This is a genomic window from Paraburkholderia sp. D15 (genome assembly GCF_029910215.1).
Classification (GTDB): Bacteria; Pseudomonadota; Gammaproteobacteria; order Burkholderiales; family Burkholderiaceae; genus Paraburkholderia.
Genome location: NZ_CP110396.1, coordinates 1,935,367 through 1,956,157, shown reverse-complemented (window position 1 = coordinate 1,956,157; position 20,791 = coordinate 1,935,367). Strand labels below are relative to the sequence as shown.

General features: G+C 63.5%; 16 protein-coding genes. 8 read left to right on the top strand and 8 right to left on the bottom strand.

Features of this window, described 5'->3' with window-relative positions; genetic code table 11:
* Positions 1–37 precede the first annotated feature (37 nt).
* Positions 38–997: an MBL fold metallo-hydrolase gene (locus tag LFL96_RS28620; RefSeq protein WP_281001262.1), complete on the bottom strand. Its 960-nt coding sequence runs from the start codon at positions 995–997 to the stop codon at positions 38–40.
* A gap of 270 nt (positions 998–1,267) precedes the next feature.
* Between LFL96_RS28620 and LFL96_RS28615 the strand changes: the two genes are divergently transcribed.
* A complete protein-coding gene (locus tag LFL96_RS28615) occupies positions 1,268–2,188 on the top strand; it encodes an IclR family transcriptional regulator (RefSeq protein ID WP_281001261.1) in 921 nt (306 codons plus the stop codon).
* The gene (locus LFL96_RS28610; RefSeq protein ID WP_281001260.1) at positions 2,185–3,105 is read left to right on the top strand and encodes a helix-turn-helix domain-containing protein; all 921 of its coding nucleotides are present in this window, start codon (positions 2,185–2,187) and stop codon (positions 3,103–3,105) included. The genes LFL96_RS28615 and LFL96_RS28610 overlap by 4 nt, the downstream gene beginning before the upstream one ends.
* 127 nt (positions 3,106–3,232) lie before the next feature.
* Here LFL96_RS28610 and LFL96_RS28605 read toward each other — a convergent pair whose 3' ends face one another.
* The 6 genes from LFL96_RS28605 to LFL96_RS28580 form a co-directional block, all read right to left on the bottom strand.
* Positions 3,233–6,013 carry a hypothetical protein gene (locus LFL96_RS28605; RefSeq protein ID WP_281001259.1) on the bottom strand — a complete coding sequence of 927 codons (2,781 nt, stop codon included), beginning with the start codon at positions 6,011–6,013 and terminating at the stop codon, positions 3,233–3,235.
* Positions 6,000–7,253, bottom strand: coding sequence for a DUF3142 domain-containing protein (locus LFL96_RS28600; protein ID WP_281001258.1), 1,254 nt, complete (start codon positions 7,251–7,253; stop codon positions 6,000–6,002). The genes LFL96_RS28605 and LFL96_RS28600 overlap by 14 nt, the downstream gene beginning before the upstream one ends.
* Before the next feature lie 64 nt (positions 7,254–7,317).
* Positions 7,318–8,070 carry a hypothetical protein gene (locus tag LFL96_RS28595; RefSeq protein ID WP_281001257.1) on the bottom strand — a complete coding sequence of 251 codons (753 nt, stop codon included), beginning with the start codon at positions 8,068–8,070 and terminating at the stop codon, positions 7,318–7,320.
* A 204-nt stretch (positions 8,071–8,274) separates the two neighbouring features.
* Positions 8,275–9,138: an SIS domain-containing protein gene (locus LFL96_RS28590; RefSeq protein ID WP_281001256.1), complete on the bottom strand. Its 864-nt coding sequence runs from the start codon at positions 9,136–9,138 to the stop codon at positions 8,275–8,277.
* Between the two features lie 100 nt (positions 9,139–9,238).
* Complete coding sequence (ugpC, locus tag LFL96_RS28585; protein ID WP_281001255.1) at positions 9,239–10,339, bottom strand: sn-glycerol-3-phosphate ABC transporter ATP-binding protein UgpC; 1,101 nt, start codon at positions 10,337–10,339, stop codon at positions 9,239–9,241.
* A gap of 47 nt (positions 10,340–10,386) precedes the next feature.
* On the bottom strand, positions 10,387–11,160 hold the full coding sequence (locus tag LFL96_RS28580; RefSeq protein WP_281001254.1) for an SDR family oxidoreductase: 774 nt from the start codon (positions 11,158–11,160) through the stop codon (positions 10,387–10,389).
* A gap of 336 nt (positions 11,161–11,496) precedes the next feature.
* Between LFL96_RS28580 and LFL96_RS28575 the strand changes: the two genes are divergently transcribed.
* The 4 genes from LFL96_RS28575 (at position 11,497) to LFL96_RS28560 (ending at position 18,048) form a co-directional block, all read left to right on the top strand.
* The gene (locus LFL96_RS28575) at positions 11,497–12,729 is read left to right on the top strand and encodes a sugar ABC transporter substrate-binding protein (protein WP_281001253.1); all 1,233 of its coding nucleotides are present in this window, start codon (positions 11,497–11,499) and stop codon (positions 12,727–12,729) included.
* 192 nt (positions 12,730–12,921) lie between these two features.
* Positions 12,922–13,812: a sugar ABC transporter permease gene (locus LFL96_RS28570; RefSeq protein WP_281001252.1), complete on the top strand. Its 891-nt coding sequence runs from the start codon at positions 12,922–12,924 to the stop codon at positions 13,810–13,812.
* On the top strand, positions 13,809–14,660 hold the full coding sequence (locus LFL96_RS28565) for a carbohydrate ABC transporter permease (protein WP_281001251.1): 852 nt from the start codon (positions 13,809–13,811) through the stop codon (positions 14,658–14,660). The genes LFL96_RS28570 and LFL96_RS28565 overlap by 4 nt, the downstream gene beginning before the upstream one ends.
* 1,060 nt (positions 14,661–15,720) lie before the next feature.
* Positions 15,721–18,048, top strand: a complete 2,328-nt coding sequence (locus LFL96_RS28560; protein ID WP_281001250.1) for a hypothetical protein — start codon at positions 15,721–15,723, stop codon at positions 18,046–18,048.
* A gap of 91 nt (positions 18,049–18,139) precedes the next feature.
* On the opposite strand, the gene LFL96_RS28555 is transcribed toward LFL96_RS28560, so the two are convergent.
* Positions 18,140–18,595, bottom strand: a complete 456-nt coding sequence (locus LFL96_RS28555; protein WP_281001249.1) for a MarR family transcriptional regulator — start codon at positions 18,593–18,595, stop codon at positions 18,140–18,142.
* A gap of 39 nt (positions 18,596–18,634) precedes the next feature.
* Here LFL96_RS28555 and LFL96_RS28550 point away from each other — a divergent pair, with 39 nt between their 5' ends.
* Together LFL96_RS28550 and LFL96_RS28545 are read left to right on the top strand one after the other, a co-directional pair.
* On the top strand, positions 18,635–19,861 hold the full coding sequence (locus tag LFL96_RS28550) for an NAD(P)/FAD-dependent oxidoreductase (RefSeq protein WP_281001248.1): 1,227 nt from the start codon (positions 18,635–18,637) through the stop codon (positions 19,859–19,861).
* 158 nt (positions 19,862–20,019) lie between these two features.
* Positions 20,020–20,781, top strand: coding sequence for a glycosyltransferase (locus tag LFL96_RS28545; protein ID WP_281001247.1), 762 nt, complete (start codon positions 20,020–20,022; stop codon positions 20,779–20,781).
* Positions 20,782–20,791 lie beyond the last annotated feature (10 nt).

Genomic DNA, 20,791 nt, shown 5'->3' with positions numbered 1-20,791 from the left:
TCCTGCTCTTCTCGGCGTCGCTCATGCACGGTGTCGCTCAGGCCTGCAGCGCGGCCCACATTTCCTTGTCGCGTTGCGCGGTCCAGATGCGCGGATGCGCGATGCCGCTCGCTTCGTCGAACGCACGCGACACGTCGAACGGCAGGCAGTGCTCGTAGATGAACACGTGGCCGAACTTCGGATCCATCGCCTTGCGCGTGAGCGCCATCGCGTCCTTCAGGTCGAGCTTTTGCGCCACGGCTTCGCGGCCTTGCTGCAGCAGCGTGGTGACGAAATCCTTCGTGTAGTCGAGACCCTTGTTCACGTCGTCCGGCGTGGTCAGCGCGGGGCCGCGGCCCGGCACCAGCTTGTCGGCCTGCAACGCGCGCAACGCTTCGAGCGTGGCCGGCCATTGTTCGAGCTGCGCATCGCCGCAATAGCAGGCCGCGTCGTATTCGACGAGGTCGCCGGAGAACAGCACCTTCTGCGACGGCAGCCACACCACCGTGTCGCCCTTCGTATGACCGGCGCCGAGATGCGCGATGCGCACTTCGAGCTTGCCGAGGAACAGCGTCATTTCCTTCTCGAACACCAGCGTCGGCCAGGTCAGGCCGGGCACCGTCTCGACGCCCGCGAACAGACGCGGGAAGCGTTCGATTTCCGACTTCATGTCCGCCTCGCCGCGCTCGACGATCATCTCGTACGTGCCGCGGCTCGCGATCACCTGCTGCGCGCCTTCCGCGAAATACGCCGATGCGCCGAGCACGCGCACCGCGTGGTAATGCGACAGCACGACGTACTTGATCGGCTTGTCGGTGACGCTGCGGATCTTCGCGATGAGGTCTTGCGCCATGGCCGGGGTGGCGGTGGTGTCGACGATCAGCACGCCGTCATCGCCGATGATCACGCCCGAGTTCGGATCGCCCTCGGCGGTGTACGCGTAGGCGTTCTCGGACAGCTGGGTCCACGTGACTTTCTTGACTTCCAGATCGGCCTGGGATGCGAATGCCTTTGCCATGCTTGTCTCCCTCAAAAGTAGGACGTGAGGCGAGACGGCCGGCCACGCACAGGGTGCGCGGGCTGACGGTACTGGAGGACTTGTCTCGCCCCGTGTTTGACTCTGTGACTGCGCCGGTGTGTCGGGGTGAAGGCATCTTATGGCCGCGTCAGTTTATTTGTCAATAGCGAAATGTATCGCTATACGCAAATCATCGAGCGCCTAAGATGTAGGCAGATCGCGGTGGATTACGCGAGGCGAGCCGGGGATCGGGCGATGTCATCGGTTAACATGGACCCTTTTTCACGGACGAGCGCGAGCGTGGTGAAAGCAGCGAAACCGGCCGCCGGTCAAGGTGCGGGCAGTACAGATGCGGGTGCGGGCACGGCCGCGAGCGGCGGCGAGAACGCCGGGAGCGGCAAGCCGCAGCGCGGCATTCAGAGCGTCGAGGTGGGCGGCCGCGTGCTGCTCGCGCTCGCGCACGCGCGCACGCCGCTGGCGCTGTCCGACCTCGCGAGCGCCGCGCAACTCGCGCCGGGCCAGGCGCACGCCTATCTGGTGAGTCTGTCGCGCCTCGGCCTGATCAAGCGCGACGAGCTGTCGGGCCGCTACGAACCCGGTCCGCTGGCGCTGCGGCTCGGTCTGCTGCATCTGGAGAATCAGCCGGCGTTCCGCGCCGCCGTGCCGCGGGTCGCCGCGCTCGCCGAGTCGATCGGCTTCAGCGTCGCGATCTGTATTGCCGGGCCGCAGGGGCCGACCATCGTCCGGTACGAACATGCGGGGTTTCCGTTGCACGTGAATCTGCACGTCGGCACGGTGATGTCCCTGCCGGCGACCTCGACGGGACGCGTGTTCTGCGCTTATCTGCCGCGCGCGACGCGCGACGCGATGTGGGCGAATCAGTCGGGCGGCGCGAACCGCGCGATGACGGCCGCCGCCGACAGCGCCGCATTCGACGCCACGCTCGACGAGATTCGCGCGCGCGGTCTCGCGCGCAGCGTGGATGCGCCGAGTCCCGGCATCAGCAGTTTGAGCGCGCCGGTGCTCGACGCCGATGGCGCGCTGTCGCTCGCGCTGACGGTGATCGGCTCGACCGGTGCGATCGATGTCGCCGCCGGCGGACCCATCGCCCGCGCGTTGCTCGCCACGGCCCGCGACATTGGCGTCGAACTCGCGGCAACGTCTACCCTGTCTGCTTCCTGCGCATCGTGACCGATTCCTCCGACACCTCTCTCGCCGCTTCCGGCGCTTCCGGCGATACCAAACCGCAGCGCGGCATCCAGTCGCTCGACAACACCGGCGAATTGCTCGCGGCCCTGGTCGCGGCCGCCCGTCCGTTGAACTTGCGCGATCTCGCGGGCGCGGCCGGCATGCCGCCGGCGAAGGCGTTTCCGCACCTGGTGAGCCTGCTGAAAATCGGTCTGCTCAAACGCGACGCATCGGGGTGTTTCGAAGCGGGGCCGCTTGCGCTCGAACTCGGGTTGATCGGCCTGCAGCGTCTCTCGCCGACCCGTGAGGCGGAGCCCGAAGTGGTCGAGCTCGCGGCATCGACGGCAATGAGCGTCGCGATGGCGGTGCTCGGGCCGCTTGGGCCGACCGTCGTGCGTCTGGAGGAATCGGCGCGGCCGCTGCATGTGAGCTTGCGAGTCGGCACGGTGATGTCGCTGGTGAATACGGCGATCGGGCGTGTGTTCGCCGCGTATGTCGCCGACGATGTGCGCGCCGGCTTGCTCGCGCAGGATCATCTGCGATTGGCGGGGGCGGACGCAGCGGAAATTTTTGTGGGGAAAGGGCGAGGTGTGGGTGCGGCGGGTGCCATCGGGGCATTGCCGGCGTTGCATGCCGCTTACGCTCAGCGTCTCGCGCAGATTCGCGCGGATGGCATCGATACCGCGTTGAGCCGTCCAGTGCCCGGTATCAGTACCTTGGCGGCGCCGGTGCTGGATCACACCGGCAGCATCTGTCTGGTGCTGGCGCTGATGGGACCGAGCGGCAGCTTCGACGACGAGCCGGCCGGCGGCCCGGCGCAGACGTTGCGAGCGGCCACGCTCAGGCTGTCGCGGCGGTTTGGGTGGATGGCGGGGGTGGGGAACGACGGGAACCAGGCGGTGCAAAACGCGATGGCGTAATCGTTTTTTTCGAGAAACGTCGTTTTGTAATCGTTTTGCGAGAGAAATAATCGAAACCGCAGAGAAACGGGCGCCCTAACGTACGTCGTCAGGGCGCCCGTTTTTTATCCGCGACGAAGCGACAACCTTATTTGACGGACTGCCGGTCTGCGCTCGCACGCCCTCGCGCCGCCCGCTTCCGATACCACCACCCGCCCGCACCGCTCACCACGGCCAGCACCAGCAATCCGATCAACGCCGCACGCTTCTTATGCCGCCCGACCTCGCGTCGCACGTCGCGCCACGCCTGCGTATAGGTGAAGGTCGCCGCCGCACGGAAATCCGGTTCCGGGCACAGCGTGCCGAACGCGCCGCCCAGGTCCACGTACGCCCCTTCCTTCACATAGCGCTTGTAAAAAGCCTGCGCGGTGTCCGGATCGTAGTTGTGCATCCAGTCGGTGCCCCGGCATAGCACGGCGGCAAATGCCTGCGAGCGGGCCGGCAATGCGTCGGCGGCCTTACCGATGTAGTCCGCTGCAATCTCGCGATAGTGAAAGCGCGCGAACGGCTTGCTCTCGGTGACTGCGTAACGGCGTTTTTCATCGGCCGTCACGTAGGGGCCGGCGAGATCGCGCCCGGCACGCGCCGCCGGCGTCTCCACTTGCTGCGCGGACGCTTCGCTCGCCGCATCCGCGGATGTTGCCGTAGCCGTAGCCGCGTCCGCGCCTGCTTGCACCCGTGCGCCGATCACCCCCGAACGCCCCGAGCCGCCCTCGAAATCGCCACCGATGTCGTGATAGTCCGGCCCTTGCTCGTAACCCATCAGTTCCATGCCGGAACGTTTCGCAAGCGTCGCGGCGGCAAACCAGCCACGCGCGCGATTCGTGCGGGTCCACGCGTGCTGCCCCTTGTCGAGCGCATCGCCATAGTCGCGCGCGAGCGTGCGCAAATGCAGTTGCGTGCGGATCGTGTGGCCGTCTTTCCAGTCGTAGGCGCTGTAGCGCGGATCGTCGTCGGCCGGGAAATACGGCAGCGCTTCGTCGATGCGGCCGTCGCGGACCAGCCGGCGCGCCAGCAGATAGCGCAACGTATCGCCGGCCGTGGGACGCGCGGCGTAATAGGCGTTCGGATCGGCCGGCAACGGCGGCGCGACCGACCACGCCGGCACGCGCCGGTCGACGAACTGCTTCAACTCGTCCACCGTGAGCACGCGCTCCGCGATGTAGGCCATGTCGCTGCCATACGCGACTTCGATCACGGAATCCGCGTCCATGCCGGCTTCGTCCTGTCGCGACGCAGCGTCGAACAGATAGCCAAGCGCCTCGACATACTGGCCGCGCGACAAGGTCAGCACCGCCTGCTCGCCCTGGATCAGCCGCGTGGCCGCCGGTTCGACGCTTGCGTCGTTCACCGGAAAACCCTTCGCGGCCTGCGCGTAGGCCTGCACGGCGGCCGCCGTATCACCGCGGCGCAACGCGAGTTTCGCGCTGACCCAGCTGGCCAGCGCGCTGTGCTGGCGCGTCACCAACGTGGCAGCGAAATCGTAGCGGCCCACGCGATACGCGAGCGCGGCAAGCCGATCGGCGCCCGCCACGCGTTCGATGCCGCGTTGCCGGATCGCCTCGACCAGCGACACCAGCGCCGGGTTCGGCTTGATGCCTTTGTCGCCGCGCGCGGCATCCGCGTAACCGGTCGGACCGAAGCTATTGTCGTAGCCGCCGAAGTATTCGAACGCGGTCGCCGGTTTGTCGTCGACGATGTCACCTTCGCGCGCGAGGGCGTACGCCACCAGCAGACGCTGCGCGAGCGGATCGTCGATCAGCGCGGCCACTCTCGCCGGATCGGACAGCGCCCACGACGCGATGAAACGCAACGACTGCAGCCCGCTCGCGCCGCCGCGCGCGGCCTGTTGCGCGTAAAGACCGAGGGCCCGTTTCAGGTTCGCGGGCGCGATCGCCGCGGCGCACGGCGTTTCGTTCAGGAAGCTGCGGTAGTCGCACTGCTGATTCGTTTTCGCAGCGTGCAGATAGGTAAGCGCTTCGTCGCCGTAACTGGCGACGGCGAGGCCTTGCGGATCGGGCGCGCCGTTCGCGGCGAGAACGCGCGGGCGCGCGTAGGCGGCCGGCAATGCCGCGGCGAGGGCCTTGCAGGTGTCGGCGTTGGCATCCGTGCAGGCATCGGCGCGCGCCTGGGCGATCGCCGCGAGTTCGGTGGCGGCGGCGACCGCGCGCGGCGCGGCCGATGCGGCCGGCAGCGCAAGGATCGCTTCGAGACGTTTGCTGGCGCGCATCAGCAAGGGTTCGCGGGCCGCCACGCAGGTGGATGGCGGCGCGATATTGCTGGACGCGGCGGTGTTGTCCGTCGCGGTGTCTGGATGTTTGGTGGTTGCGGCGGAGTCGGATGAAGCAGCCGCCGATGTCGCGGCGCTCGATGCCGTGCCGTCCTCCGTCGAGGACGCATGGTCCGCATCGGCCGACTCGCCCACCTCCGCCGCCGATGCCTTACCCGCGCAGCTCGCCAACGCCTGCCCATAGTCCACGTCCGCGGCGGCAAACAGGCGCTGCGCATCGGGCACGCCCGCACCTTGCGCGTACGCCGCGTCACCGTCGGTCGCCTTGGCCATTGTCGCGAGCGTCGCCACTTGCGCCGGCGTCAAACCGGCCAGCACCGCTTTCGCCGGATCGACCGGTTGCGAGCCCGCCGCGACCGGCGCCGCTTCGGGCGCGAGCAAACGGTCCGTCGGCGTGACGAGCCGCGCCGCCTCGTAGGCAAACGAATTATTGGGCGTACCGGACAACGTCCCCGCGCGATTGTCGAGCAATTGCAGCGGAAAGAACGGCCCGCACGCCTCGACGATCACGGCGCCGGCCAGCAGCGCGAACGCGCTGCCCGACACGACACTCCACGCAACGTATTTACGGTTCAACATGAACGGAAACCTTATGGTGATCGGCTTCGCGGCAGCGAAGCCAGCCGATGTCGCGGCGCATGCCCGCGCGCAGCAAGCCAGGTTGAACGCGACGCAGCAGCATGCCGCGCGCGTCGTAATCGAGTGCGTAGCCGTTGATGCCGTCGGCCGCTTCGCACGCGGCATCGGCGCGGACCACGGCGGGCAGCATCGCGTCGGCGTTGCCGCCGCTTACCAGCGACACGTCGAATAGCCCCGGTTGCTGCGCGTTCGCGCGGACATCGGCGGAGAGATCGGCGTTCAGCGGCGCGCGAGTCAATACCGCGCGCCAGGTGGCGACGCTCCACGCGCGTTCGTCGACGTCGGTGGGCAAGCGGAACCAGACAATGCCGCTCAATCCCGGCAAGTCATCGCGCTCGATCTGCGCGACGAACGCGCCGATCTGTTCGGGCTGCGCCACCAGCTCATGCGACAGACCTTGCGCGAAACCGCTGGCGAGCAACATCGGCCGTTCGCTTTCGATGCCGGCCACGCGGCCGTCGTCGCCCCACGTCACGCGCGAGCCGTAAGTAGGCAACGCGACGCGCCATGGCCGTTGCGTGCGGCGCGCGTACGCGTGCAGCCACGTGCGGGCTCGCGCGGGGTCGAACAAGCCCTGCACGGGATTCATGACCGCGTGGACCTGGAGGATCGACGCATCGGCGTGTGTCAGCAACGCGTCGAGCGCGGGGCTGTCGAGCCAGGCGGGCAAGGCCGTGATCGTGAGCTGGACGGCCGGGTCCAGTTGCGCGCGCAACGACGCGAGAAACTGCGTGTAGGCGGCGAGGCGCGAGGTCGCGCAGTCGTGATCGATTTCGATCGCGGCGAGCCTGACGCCGTGTTGTTTCCAGTCGGCGGCGAGTTTGACGATGCGTTGCAGCGTCGATGCGTCCGGTTCGTCGCGTTGGCTGCCAGGCTGGCTGCCGGGCTGGCTGCCGAATTGGCCATCGAGCCGTATCACCGCGACGACCGGTTTGCCGGTTGCCGCCAGCGCCGGCCAATCCGGCGTCACGGTCATCCAGTCGCTGCCTTTGTCCTGCTCGGCCGCCAGCACATGCCATGTCTGCACGAGGTCCTGGCTTTGCCGGATCGCGGCCGCAACCGGCGGCGTCCATTTGCGTTGCCAGACGTATGCGTCGTCAGGCAACCGTGCCGGCGCACGCGAGCATGCGCCGAGCGCGAACATCAGCGACAACGCGATGAACACGGCACCCGCAGCCATCGCATCGGCGAATGCGCGGCGCGAATGCGGTCGCTGCCGTCGATGCGCCAGCGGTAGCCCGCTGTCACTCATACTTCATGGCTTTCGGCACGTTATAAGCGCTGCCGCTGTAGTTCAACATCGTGCTCGTGCGCTTGGGCGCGCTCTCCGTCGTCTTGCAATCGCTGCGGGTCTTCTTGCTAACGCTGTCTTTCGACGTTTCGCCGACCTTGAGCGTTGCATAGCCGGAAGCATTCGCCGGTCCCACAGCCAGCGTGCGCGCGACCGTCGAGAACGAGCCCGCGCAATTGTCATCCCACTCGCCGGAGTTGGACGAGACGACCATGTCGCCGAGCACGCGGCGCACCGCATGACCGTCCAGTACATAGAGGCTCAACACCTGCGCTCCGTAGGGATTCACGCGCGACGAACCCTCGTACGTCACGCGCACGCCGAATGCGCGGAGCTGCGGCGTCAATTGGTAGCGCGCGGTGTCGAGGTCGATGGAACTGAAGCGGATCGCGTCCGACGTAATTGCGGACGGCTGGTAGAAGTGCGCGACGAGCGCACCGGACTGGCTGTCGGCGACCAGCACTTCGAGGTCGTACACGCCGCCGTCGTCATTCACGCCGGCTTGCGGAAGCGGCTGCACCGCGAGCGTCAACGACGGATCTGCCGGCCAGACCTTGCACAACGCATGTTCGGTGTCGAGTTGACGGCCGGGGTGGAGCGCTTTCATCCATTTAGCGAGGTTCGCCTGGCAGGCCGCGTCGGTTTCGGTATCGGCATGGGCGAACAAAGGCAGGCACAGCACGGCGCAGGCGATGATTTTTTTCATTGTTGTTCCGGTTTGCTTCTTGTGAATAGAGGCGATAAAGGCGACAGACGCGGCTAGTCAGCGGATCGAGACGCTGCGGCGGATTTTAGGGCGAGCGGGGACTGTTGTAAAACAGTGATGAGGCGGGCGTGTGAACGTAGCCGAGTGCTTCGGCGCGAACGCGCCGTCGGCGGAAAATCAGGAACTGGCGTCGCGGGACGACACTCAGTCTCCCGTGGCCTCGGGCTCATGCGAGGACAGTCTCGCCTTCGCATGGCGCATCTTTTCCAGCGTCTTCGGACCGGCCTTGAGCGCCACGCCGATCGCCAGCGCGTCCATGATGCACAGATGCACGAGGCGCGACACGCCCGGCGTATTCGGATCGATCGGGCTCGGTACGCGCAGCAGCAGTGGAATGTCGACGAGCCACGCGAGCCGCGAGCCGACATTGGTCAGCGCGATCGTCGTCGCGCCGCGCTCCTTGGCGATCTGGATGCTTTCGTTGACTTCGACGCTGCGGCCCGAATGCGAAATCGCAAATGCGACGTCGCCGGGTTCCATCAAGCCCGCGTAAAGACGCTGCAGATGCCCATCCGTAAACGCGGTCGATGCAATGTCGAGCCGCAGAAAACGCAACGCGGCATCTTGCGCGACGAGCCCGGAGCCGGACCCGACGCCGAAGAAAAACACGCGCCCCGCGCTGGATAGCGCGGCGATCGCGCTCTCCACCACCGCCGGGTCCAACGCGCCGCGCGCATGCGTAATACCGTCGATGGCCGCTTCTCCGACCTTGTCCATCAAGGTCTGCACGTCGTCGTCGCGCGCCACCGCGGTCGACGCATACGGCACGCCGCCCGCCACGCTCTGCGCGAGCTGCATCTTGAAGTCGCGCAATCCATGCGCACCGATCGCGCGGCAGAAGCGCGTGACCGAAGGCTCGGACACGTCCGCGCGCTGCGCGAGTTCGGTGATGCTCGCACGCATCGCGAAGTCGACATCGCTCAGTACCATGTCGGCGACCTTGCGCTCGGCGGGCCGCAGATTGGCCAGCGCGCCGCGGATGTGGGGAATCAGATTCGGTGCGGACACCCGGTATTCCTTAAAATCGCCTCAGACTTGGTACGTCGCGAACGGATACGTCGCGAAACACGCCGCAAGATGCGCACGATCCCGCACGACGGCACGCGGTTCAACCCAACCTGCGCCCACTCTCCGTATCGAACAGATGGATGTGTTCGGCCGGCAGGCGCAACGCGACCCGCTGGCCGGGTTCGATTTTCGAGCGCTGACGCGTGGTCACGCACCATGTGCTGCCGCCGATCTTGCCGTACAGATGCGTCTCCGCGCCGGTCGGTTCGACCACTTCGACTTCCATCGTCGCGTCCGGCGTCTGGGCCATCGTCTCGATGTGTTCGGGGCGCACGCCGAGGGTGATCTTCGCGCCTGGCGCCACCGAAACGGGCGCGCTTTCCAGCGCGATCTCGCCGCCGCCCGCGAGTTGCAGCGTCAGGCCCTGCGCTTGACCTTGACCTTGCCCTTGTGCGCGATTCGCCACCACGCCCTCGGCGAAATTCATCGACGGCGAGCCGAGGAAGCTCGCGACGAACAGATTCGCCGGATGGTCGTACAGTTCGAGCGGCCGGCCGATCTGCTCGATCCGCCCCGCGTTCATCACGACGATGCGATCGGCCATGGTCATCGCCTCGATCTGATCGTGCGTGACGTAGATCACCGTGTTCTTCAGGCGCTGATGCAGCGCCTTGATCTCCGTGCGCATCTGCACGCGCAGCTTGGCGTCGAGATTGGACAGCGGTTCGTCGAAGAGAAACAGCGAAGGTTCGCGCACTACCGCACGTCCCATCGCGACGCGTTGACGTTGACCGCCGGACAGCGCGCGCGGCAAACGGTCCAGATAGCTGCCGAGGTTGAGCATCTTCGCCGCGGCTTCGATACGCGGTTTGAAACTCGCCGGCGTTTCCTTGCGAATGCGCGGACCGAACGCGATGTTCTCGTAGACCGACAGATGCGGATAGAGCGCGTAGCTCTGGAACACCATCGAAATATTGCGCTGCTGCGGCGCGAGGCTGTTCGCCCGCGTGCCGCCGATCATCAGATCGCCGCCGCTGATCTCCTCGAGACCCGCCACCATTCGCATCAACGTACTCTTGCCGCAGCCCGACGGGCCGACCAGCACGACGAACTCGCCGTCGTCGATGTCGAGATCGATGCCGTGTACCACCTGCGTGTCGCCGTAGCGCTTGAAGATGCCGCTCAGTTGCACTGCTGCCATGCTGTCCTCATCGTCGTGCCTGGTTCAGTCGATCGGGTATCGCGGACTCAAATCGATTCGAGCGTCAACTCTTCCGCCATCAAACGGTTGCCGGCCATCAGACCGCCGTCGACCGGCAACGCGACGCCCGTGATCACGCGCGCCATCGGCGACGCGAGAAACAGCACCGCGTCGGCGATATCGTCGGGCGTCGCAAAGTCGCGCAACGGGTACCACTTCTTCAGGTCTTCGAACACCTGCGGGTTCTTGTCGACGCGCGCCTGCCACGCCTGCGTCTTCACCGTGCCCGGACACACGATGTTCGCGCGGATGCCGTAGCGGCCCAGTTCCATCGCGAGCGCCTTCGTATAACTGATCAGCCCGGCCTTCGCCGCGCTATACGCGGGATGCCCGAGCGCGGCCATGCCGTTCACCGAGCCGATCAGCACGAGGGCACCGCGTTGCCGCTCGATCATCGACGCGCGCACGGCTTCCACCGTGTGATACGTGCCATTCAGATTCAGATGGATGTCGCGCTGCCAGCTCGCGGCGTCCGTGCTCGCCAGCGTCAACCCCTGCGCGGCGCCCGCGTTCGCCACCAGCACGTCGACCGGGCCCCGCGTCTTCGTTGCATCCGCAACGGCCTGACGCACGGCGGCAGCATCGCCAAGATCGACGGCGATCGGGGTGACACGCGCCGCACCGAGCTGGCCGGTCAACGCCTGCAACGCGGTTGCGTCGATGTCGAGCGCCAGCACGGTGTCGCCCTGTTCCACGAAACGTTTGCACAACACGCTGCCGATCCCGCCGCACGCGCCCGTCACCAGCACCACACGATTCATGTCCGCCTCGCTCTTCCAGCCTCGTTTCGCTACCCGTACCAGCCTGTAAATTTCCTACAAAGCTGAAATCAGGTAGTTGTCTAGCCATCCCGAAGATTGGGAATCCGTGACTTCTCGATATGCAGAATATCCCTGCTTTACAGCATCTTAGGCACAAAACCGGCCCAGAAAAAATATGGCAGACCCTACGTGACAAGCCAATTTTCGTCATGTAGGATTTTTTCAAACAATTTAACCCAAAGCGGCCGGCGACGGCAGCAGACCACCCCCACCTTCATTGGATGGGACCGGAGCCATCGCTCGCGCGCCGACTCCGATCGACACAGGAGAGAGAGAATGTCGTTGCATGCCCGTGCTTCCCTCGCGCTAGGCAAAGTCGCCGTCGCGCTCGCGTTTGCAGGTATCGCCGTCGCGGCTCACGCCGACACGGTCCGCGTCACGGTCGCTCACTACAGCGATGCGACCGCACCGTACTTCGAGAAAATGGCCCGCAACTTCGAGAAGGCCAATCCCGGCACGACGATCAAGATCGAAGACGTGAACTGGGACACGCTGCAACAGAAACTCCAGACGGATATTTCCGGCGGCGCCAACGCCGATCTCGCGATCGTCGGCACGCGCTGGCTGCTCGACTTCGTGAAGGACGACGTGGCCGAACCGCTCGACGGTTACATGGACGCGAGCTTCAAGAGCCGCTTCATCGGCCCGTTCCTCGCGCCGGGTGAAATCAACGGCAAGGTCTACGGCCTGCCGATCGCGGCATCCGCGCGCGCGCTGTACTACAACAAGGATCTGCTCGCGAAGGTCGGCTATCCCGACGGTCCGAAGACATGGAACGACGTGATCGACGCGTCGAAGAAACTGAAGGCGCAGGGCATTGCCGGCTTCGGTCTGCAAGGCAAGGAAATCGAAACGGACGTCTACTACTACTACGCGCTGTGGACCAATGGCGGCGACGTGGTCGGCAAGGACGGCAAGGCGGCGTTCAATTCGCCGGCCGGCATCAAGGCAGCTACGCTGTACAAATCGATGATCGATCAAGGGCTGACGCAACCCGGCGTGACCGGCTATAGCCGCGAAGACGTCCAGAACCTCTTCAAGCAAGGCCGTGTGGCCATGGTGATCTCCGCACCGTTCCTGTCGAAGCAGATCAAGAAGGAAGCGCCGAACCTGAAGTACGGTATCGATCCGATCCCGATGGGCACGACGCACGCCACCTACGCGGTGACCGATTCGATCGTGATGTTCAAGAACTCGAAGGTCAAGAAGAGCGCGTGGAAGTTCCTCGACTATCTGTTCACGAAGGAACCGCGCGTCGAGTTCACGACGACCGAAGGCTTCCTGCCGACCACCAAGGCTGAAGCGACCGACCCGGCATTCAACGATCCGGACACCAAGGCATTCGTCGCCCTGCTGCCGACCGCGCATTTCGCGCCGACCGTCACCGGCTGGGAAGACACCGCGAAAGCCGTGACCGACGCAATGCAATCGATCTACCTCGGCAAGGCCAAGCCGGCCGACGCACTGAATGCAGCGGCTGCGCAGGCGAACAAGTCGCTCGGTCATTGATCGCGCCGCCGGCATTGAATGTTTCGGTTCGGTTCGATTCGTTCGATTGCCGAATGATCTCGAGGTGATTTGCTGAACACGGAACGCGCGCTGCTGCTGTGAAGGCGGTGCGCGTTTCGGTCGTAATGCACTATCCGGCCCATCCCGGCGCGTGCGCTAAACAGCGCGAGCGCGTCTTACGATCGAGCACGCATGAGCCGTTCCGCTTCTTCGCGCCTGCGGGCGCCCTGGTTGCTGATTGCGCCGAGTCTTGTCCTCGCGCTCTTCATCATCAGCTATCCGATCTTCAACATCGTGTGGCAATCGCTGCACGAGGTGTCGCGTTTCGGCGCGATTCGCGATTTCACCGGTCTGCAGAACTTCTATACGATCTTCGGCGATCCCGCGTTTCTCGCGGCCGCTCGACGAACCGTCATCTGGACGGTGTGCGTGGTAGGCGGCACCGTGCTGTTCTCGGTACCTGTCGCGCTGATTCTGAATCAGGACTTCTACGGCCGCGGCATTGCACGCACGATCGTGATGCTGCCGTGGTCCGTCTCGCTGACCATGACCGCCGTGGTCTGGCGCTGGGCCTTCAACGACGACTACGGGATGGTCAACGTCACGTTGCAGCGGCTCGGTTTGATCAACGGCCCGATCCACTGGCTCGCGACGCCGGAGCTCGCATTTCCGGTCGAGATCGCAGTCGGCATACTCGTGTCGATCCCGTTCACGGTGACGATTCTGCTCGGCGGCTTGTCCTCCGTTCCCGGCGACATTTACGAAGCCGCACGCATGGATGGCGCGAGCGCGTGGCAGCAGTTCCGCCAGTTGACCATGCCGCTGCTGCGGCCCTTCATCAACATGACGATTCTGTTGAACGTGATCTACGTGTTCAACTCGTTTCCGATCATCTGGGTCATGACACAGGGCGGACCGGACAACAGCACGCATATTCTCGTCACGTATCTCTACGAGTTGGGTTTCCGGCTCGGACGGCCCGGCGAGGCCGCCGCCGTATCGCTGATCATGCTCGTCATGCTGTTCGTTTTCTCGATCGCCTATCTGCGACTGCAACCCGCGAAAGAAGGAGATCCTTCATGAGTGTCAGCATCAAGATGAAGCGCTCGCTGTGGTGCTGGCTCGCGTTGTCGCCGCTGGTCGTCGTAGTGCTGTTTCCGTTCGCGGTGATGCTGTTCACTGCGTTGAAGCCGGCCACGGAGATTTTCGTTTATCCGGCGCGCTGGTTGCCCGTGCACTGGCAATGGAGCAACTTCAGCGACATGTGGGTGGCGGCGAACTTCGGCGTCGCGTTGCGTAACAGCACGGTGATCAGCCTGCTTTCCACCGCACTCGCGCTCGCGGTGAGCTTGCCGGCCGCCTACGCGCTCGCCCGCTTTCCGTTTCGCGGACGCGGTCTGTATCGACAGTTTCTGCTGGTCACGCAGATGTTGTCGCCGATTCTGCTCGTCGTCGGTCTGTTCCGTCTCGCCGCGATGATTCCTTATGGCGACGGCAATCTGGTCGACTCGAAGATCGGTGTGATCGTCTCGTATGCCGCATTCAACATCGCCTTCGCCGTGTGGATGCTGTCTTCGTACTTCCAGACGGTCCCGCGGGATCTCGAAGAATCCGCGTGGCTCGAAGGCTGCGGACGCACGCAAGCCGTGTTCAAGGTCTTCCTGCCGCTTGCCGTCCCCGCGATCGTGGTCACCGCGATCTTCACGTTCATCAATGCATGGAATGAGTTCGCGGTCGTCTATACGCTGATCCGTTCGCCGGAGAACAAGACGCTCACCGTGCAGGTGACCGACATGGTGGCGGGCAAGTACGTCGTCGAGTGGCATCTGGTGATGGCCGCGACGCTGTGCGCGACGCTGCCGGTTTCGATCGTGTTCGCCTGGTTGCAGCGATACCTCGTCAAGGGGCTCGCGCTGGGCGCGGTCAAATGACAGGCGCTGGCGTGATTTGAAATCCGCAAATCACGCCCATTTCCTGACGATTAAATTACGCTTCAAATTAGGGTGCGAATTCAATTAAATATCGCTTAAAATGGCGACACAACATCAAACGATTATTTGCACCCTTTTTATTCCTCTTTTGCGAATTGCGTTTTATATTTGATAATAATAATATCAATCAGCCTGACAGCATCGCAATTGTCAAACGCTTCAATCCGCTGACAAATCAAACATTTATCTTTTCCCCGCGATGGTGAGGCTGAGTTCCCCCGTGAGCGGACTTTGCTAGGCCATCTGCCCCGTCTCGCGGACGATACTTCGCAATATGACTTATCGTCTCGAAATGCCGCCACGTTGCACCGGTGAAACGTTTATAATTCCTCTGCCGAAAGGGTCTGTAAGTAATACTCGATACGCGTGAATTCGTCTTCGCGCAGGTAATTATTGCGTCGACGGAAATGGCGTGCATTCCGGCGCCCCATGTGGACTTCGGGTTAGCTTCGACAGTCGTCGCATCGACAGATTCGTATCGGCGTCAGGCAGTCAATATCGAAGGACAGGGACTTAGCTCGAACATCAGCTGTCCTTAGTTCTTCGCTCGCGCTCGCCTTCAGAAAGTTGTTGGTCAATACGCGGCAAGCCAGCGTTTGGGGCGAGCCTCGCCAGCAGTTACAAGTCACGTCATCGGCATGTCATCGCCGTTTGTGTCCGTCTATCCGGTCGCGTTTTCGCGAGCTGGAGGGCGGAGCCTGGACAGTCGATTCGACTCCATCGCGGATGAGCAACGTGACGCTCATCCGCATGCAGCGCGCGATCTTCAGCGCTGCACATCCAAGGTGCAATCACCGAGAGCGCTTCGTCAAATGAATCTTTTCTAGTGAATAGTAAGGATTACGTAATTTAACGTGGCAGATGCCATGGCGAGCCTCGTGCGCTCGACCGGCCGCGCTTTCTGATTGACCTCGCAGCACTCAATAACGCAAACGCGGGACGGCTTCGATCGATCTTGCAGATTCCTCGGGGAAAACCAGCTTTTAGCGATATACGGACAATGATGAGATATTGGAAATTTGTAGGGGTTGCATCGGCAACAGTATTGGCATCGTTTGGCGCGGAAAGCGCGCATGCGGCTCAAAGCAGCACCATCACCGTGGCAGGTCAACAGTACAAGCTGTGCGGCCAGGAAAACGGTAACTGCTCGTTCCTCGGCACCGGCTCGGTTGTGTTCGGCGCAGTGCCGCCGAACGCGCCGTCGGTCATGCTGAGCGCTCCCGCTACTTTCAGTAACGGCGTCGGCTGCTATGTCGGTGCGGTTGCGCAGAGCGACCCTGCATATGGTTACGGCAAGTCGTGCTGGGTGAGAGCCGTCTCCGCCACGCCGACTCCGGCGCCCGCACCCGCTCCGGCACCGGCACCGGCGCCTGCGCCGACGCCGTCGAAGACCCCGACGCCTACGCCTGCCCCGGCACCGTCGAAGACCCCGACGCCGACACCTGCTCCGGCCAAGACGCAAACGCCGACGCCGACGCCCACACCGGCCCCCGCACCGACCCCGACGCCCGCACCCGCTCCGACGCCGACGCCCACCCCGACTCCGGGCACTTCGACCCTGTCGTGCGCGGCACCGACACAAACCGCCGGCGGCACCGCGAAGGGCGTGATCAGCGCCGACACGCCGACGACCGACGGCATGCGTGTGTTCCAGAACAACGCACCGTTCAAGCTCGCCATCACGACCAACGTATCGAGCGCAGACACCGTCGTATGGTCCGTCGCCGACTCGAACGGCGCGATCAAGGCACAAGGTAATTTCCCGGTCAGCACCGGCGTGCAAACCAACACGATTCCGTGTACCTCGACATGGTCGGGTTACGGTGCGCTTACCGCGACGCTGCGTTCGAACGGCGGCACGCTGCCGAACAGCGGTACGCGTCCGACGGGCATCGCCACGTTCGGCGTGTTGCCGAACCTGAGCTCGGTGCTCGGCACGGTGACGTACGCGCATCAGGACCAGCATCGCTTCGGCATGCAGGGTTTCAACGGCAACATCGCCGCGCTGCACGATCTGGGCATTACGTGGACGATCGACGACCGCGAACAATCGACGATGGAACCGAACGGTCCGAACACGTACACGCCGAGCGTCAGCGACCTCGACCCGTTCTACAAGGCGAATCCGGATCAGATGCGTATCGTGCGTCTCGACGGCATTCCCGCATGGAACTCGAAGACCGGCCAGTACACCGACAGCTACTACGCGCCGGTCAACATGACCGAGTACCAGAGCTTCATGGCCAAGGTCGGTACCGACACGAGCGCGATCCGCGCCGCGAACTATCCGAACCAGCAAAGCAACTACTATCAGGTGACGTGGGAGCCGAGCCTGGGCTGGGCCGATAGCGATGCAAACTTCGTCGCCATGTACAAGGCAGCCTATCAAGGCATTCACTCGACCGATCCGAACGCGGTCGTGATGGGCACCGCCAATCCGTTCGCGGCGAACTGCGATACATGCACCACCGGCTATCTGCAGAAGTTCGGCGCATTGGGTCTGTGGAACTACATCGATGCAGTGGCCACGCACGGCTACTGGAACGCGGGCACCTATCCGGCGCATCCGCCTGAGTTGCAGGATTCGGATCCGAGCACCGCGAACCAGGCGAACGCGCTCGACAACCAGATGGCGCAACTGCGTTCGATCATGCAAGCCGGCAAGCCGAACATGAAGCTGTTCTTCACGGAAGCAGGCGTGAGCTACGACCCGGGTCTGAACTACGGTCCGAACGTACCGTCGCAGAACCAGTTGTTCGCGCAGGCAGCGGTTGGCGTGCGCGCGCACATCATCATCCTGGGCGGCGGCGCACAGATGACGACGCTGTTCTACGGTCCGGACTATCCGGGTGAAGTCGGCTACGGTTCGTTCTTCGACCTGAACGACGCACAAGGCGCGTTCGGTGCGACGAACCTGTCGCCGAAGCCTGAAGCGATGGCCTTCGCAACGATGACGCGTGCGCTGGACGGCACGAATACGCTGGGCCGCGTGAACGGCACGCCGCAAGGCATCTACGCTTATGCGTTCCAGCAACTCGGCAACGGCAAGGTCGTGACCGCGGCGTGGGCGCACAGCAATGCGCAATGGCCGACGAGCGGCGGTGTCTATAGCCAGAGCTATTCGACCACCTACACGCTGAAGGTCGACAACGCAGGGACGTCGGGTAACGTGACGGACATCGACGGTTACGGCAATGTGACCACGCTGCCGTACAGCAACGGTCAAGTCACGCTGACGCTCACCGAAGTGCCTCAGTACATCGTGTCGAGCAACGCGACGGTCGCCAAGGCCAATTCGACTGTTCCGGTCGGATACACGGGTCAGTAAGCAGACCGCAAACCGGTCGACAGTTTCACTGAAGACCGCGACGCGCCGCCGCTAAAAGCGGCGACGCGTCGGCCCATTCCAAATGAGCGAGTCAGGCATCCTCCGCCTGCTCGCTCATTTTTTCTATATTGGCATTCACCTTCTGCAGCAGATCGAAGAGTTGCACGACTTCGGCGTCGCTGAGTCCCGACAACGCTTCATCGCTCCCCGCAAACATGATCGCGCGCGCTTTCGGCATGCGTTTCTCCGCCTCGGCCGTGAGCGAAATCAACCGGCTGCGCCTGTCCGCCGGATCGGGAATTCGATCGACGATCCCATCCCGCTCCATGCGATTCAACAACTGCGCCATGGTCGGTTGTTCCACTTTCGCCAGCCGCGCAAGCTCGGCCTGAGGCAATGCATTGCCTCCTTTCAATGCCACCAGTACCGGAATCTGTCCGACCGCGAAGCCGAATTGACGCAAGCGCGCGTCGAAGATGCGCGTGTATCCACGGCTGATGAGACCGATAAGCGGTATCGGATTGGGAAGCTGTTTTCTGGTCGGCATCGTCCACCTCGCTCTCTTCTTGACGAAACATAGTCGCCTATGTTTAAACTACATAGGTGCCTATTATATGTCTGGAGCCGGTTCATGGATGCATTCCCTCGTATCGCTATTGTCGGCGGCGGCCCGGGTGGCCTCACGCTGGCACGCATTCTTCATTGTCATGGCATCGCGTCGACGGTGTTCGAACGCGAGGCCAACCCCAGCGACCGCCCCCAAGGCGGCACACTGGATCTGCATGCGGAGTCCGGCCAATTAGCGCTGCGGCGCGCCGGCCTTACAACGGAGTTTCAACGGATAGCGCGTTACGACGATCAAGGCTCGCGTCTGTTCGACAAAACAGGAACGCTTCGATTCGAAAGCGCGGATGCGTCGAGCCGCGATCGGCCCGAGGTCGACCGCAGCGCGTTGCGAGACATGCTGCTGGCGTCATTGCCCGATGATGTGGTGCGTTGGAACAGCGAGTTGCACGACGTGCGCCGGCTCGACGGCGGCAACTGGCAACTCAGTTTCGCCGACGGCCGGCAAACCAGTGCCGGTCTGATCGTCGGTGCGGACGGCACGTGGTCGCGTGTGCGGCCGCTCCTGTCCCATTACCAGCCACAGTACAGCGGTTTGACTTTCATTGAGTTCGGGATCGATGAAGTCGATACGCGTCATCCGGACATTGCGGCATTGGTCGGTCACGGAAAAATGGCCGCGATAGGGAATGCGCGATCATTGATCGCTCAACGCAACGGCAACGCGCACATTCGCGTGTATGCCGTCTTTCGCGTACGTCCGAACTGGGTGGCCGACACGTTCGATTTTTCATCCGCACCCGCCATGCGCCGCGCGCTGCTCGATCAGTTCGAGGGATTCGCACCGAACATCCTCGCGCTGATTCATGCGAGCAACGAGCACTTCGCCGCACGGCCCATCTACGCGTTGCCTGTGGGACACCGATGGCCAAACCAGCACGGTTTGACGTTGATCGGCGACGCGGCCCACGTGATGTCGCCATTCGGCGGCGAAGGTGTGAACGCGGCGATGCTCGACGCCGCCGAACTGGCCGGCAATCTGGCCGACAGCCTCGCGAAAGGCAGCGACTGGAGAGCCGCGGTGGCCGATTACGAAACGCGCATGTTCGATCGCGTCGTCGAACCCGCAAAGATGTCTGCCCTGGCCGCTGCCGTAAAGCTCTCGCACGACGAGCTGGCGCACGTGCTAACCCATCTGCGCACGCATGAAGTCGACGCAAACAGCGAAACGCAACGCGATATCGCCTGATCCTCCCGATAGCAACGAACCAGATGGCCAGGTCTCGCGTATGATGATGCGACGTATCAAACGCTCGTGATTGCAATCAGGTATTACGCCAATCACGAACCCTTCCATTGCGCCTTGCGCAGTCGTTGTTGCGATCAAGGTGCGGCTTCTGCCCAACTATGACAGCCAGCCCGTCTGCTCACAATTCGCAGTTCATTTCCTGCATCATTTGCGCGTACAACGAAGCACCGCGTATCGCCAAGGTATTGGCGGTCGCCGCCGTGCATCCGGCGTTAGGCGAAGTGATCGTGGTCGACGACGGTTCCAGCGACGGCACAGTGGAAGTCGTCGAACAGTTTCCCAATGTTCGCTTGATACGTCGCGGCAAGAACGGCGGGAAAAGCGCCGCCATGGTGGACGGTATCGCGGCGGCACAGGGCGATCTGCTCATGCTGCTCGACGCGGATCTCAAAGGACTCGCCGCCGAGCACATCAGCGCGCTTGCCGCACCGGTTCTCAAGGGTCGCGCGGAGGTCAGCATCAGCCTGAGGCAAAACAGCCTCGCGCTATTCCGCGCAATCGGGCTCGATTTCGTTTCGGGCGAACGCGTCGTCAAGAAAGCGCTGCTGTATGCGGCGCTCGAACAGATTCAGGCGCTGCCGCGTTTCGGCATCGAGGTATTCATGAACCGGTTGATTATCGAGCGGCGCATGAGAATCGCGGTCACGCATTGGCCTCACGTGACTCAGGCACGCAAGACGGAAAAGCTCGGCTATTGGCGCGGCGTGCGTGCCGAGTGCCGGATGATCTCCGATCTGCTGAAAGCGGTTTATCCGCTTGCACTGATTTCACAAACCATCCAGTTGCTGCAACTCAGAGTGCGTCACGGACGCGTCTCGTTCGCCACGCGAATGAAAGGTACGCCCGACAGTTCGCGATAGTGCATGGCGA

What these genes read in the sequence shown, in the direction of transcription:
- LFL96_RS28615 (WP_281001261.1), top strand. Translation starts at nt 1,268, where the DNA reads ATGGACCCTTTTTCACGGACGAGCGCGAGCGTGGTGAAAGCAGCGAAA.
- LFL96_RS28580 (WP_281001254.1), bottom strand. Translation starts at nt 11,160, where the DNA reads ATGAATCGTGTGGTGCTGGTGACGGGCGCGTGCGGCGGGATCGGCAGC.
- LFL96_RS28595 (WP_281001257.1), bottom strand. Translation starts at nt 8,070, where the DNA reads ATGAAAAAAATCATCGCCTGCGCCGTGCTGTGCCTGCCTTTGTTCGCC.
- LFL96_RS28575 (WP_281001253.1), top strand. Translation starts at nt 11,497, where the DNA reads ATGTCGTTGCATGCCCGTGCTTCCCTCGCGCTAGGCAAAGTCGCCGTC.
- LFL96_RS28560 (WP_281001250.1), top strand. Translation starts at nt 15,721, where the DNA reads ATGATGAGATATTGGAAATTTGTAGGGGTTGCATCGGCAACAGTATTG.
- LFL96_RS28620 (WP_281001262.1), bottom strand. Translation starts at nt 997, where the DNA reads ATGGCAAAGGCATTCGCATCCCAGGCCGATCTGGAAGTCAAGAAAGTC.
- LFL96_RS28605 (WP_281001259.1), bottom strand. Translation starts at nt 6,013, where the DNA reads ATGTTGAACCGTAAATACGTTGCGTGGAGTGTCGTGTCGGGCAGCGCG.
- LFL96_RS28570 (WP_281001252.1), top strand. Translation starts at nt 12,922, where the DNA reads ATGAGCCGTTCCGCTTCTTCGCGCCTGCGGGCGCCCTGGTTGCTGATT.
- LFL96_RS28600 (WP_281001258.1), bottom strand. Translation starts at nt 7,253, where the DNA reads ATGGCTGCGGGTGCCGTGTTCATCGCGTTGTCGCTGATGTTCGCGCTC.
- LFL96_RS28555 (WP_281001249.1), bottom strand. Translation starts at nt 18,595, where the DNA reads ATGCCGACCAGAAAACAGCTTCCCAATCCGATACCGCTTATCGGTCTC.
- LFL96_RS28545 (WP_281001247.1), top strand. Translation starts at nt 20,020, where the DNA reads ATGACAGCCAGCCCGTCTGCTCACAATTCGCAGTTCATTTCCTGCATC.
- LFL96_RS28550 (WP_281001248.1), top strand. Translation starts at nt 18,635, where the DNA reads ATGTTTAAACTACATAGGTGCCTATTATATGTCTGGAGCCGGTTCATG.
- LFL96_RS28565 (WP_281001251.1), top strand. Translation starts at nt 13,809, where the DNA reads ATGAGTGTCAGCATCAAGATGAAGCGCTCGCTGTGGTGCTGGCTCGCG.
- ugpC (WP_281001255.1), bottom strand. Translation starts at nt 10,339, where the DNA reads ATGGCAGCAGTGCAACTGAGCGGCATCTTCAAGCGCTACGGCGACACG.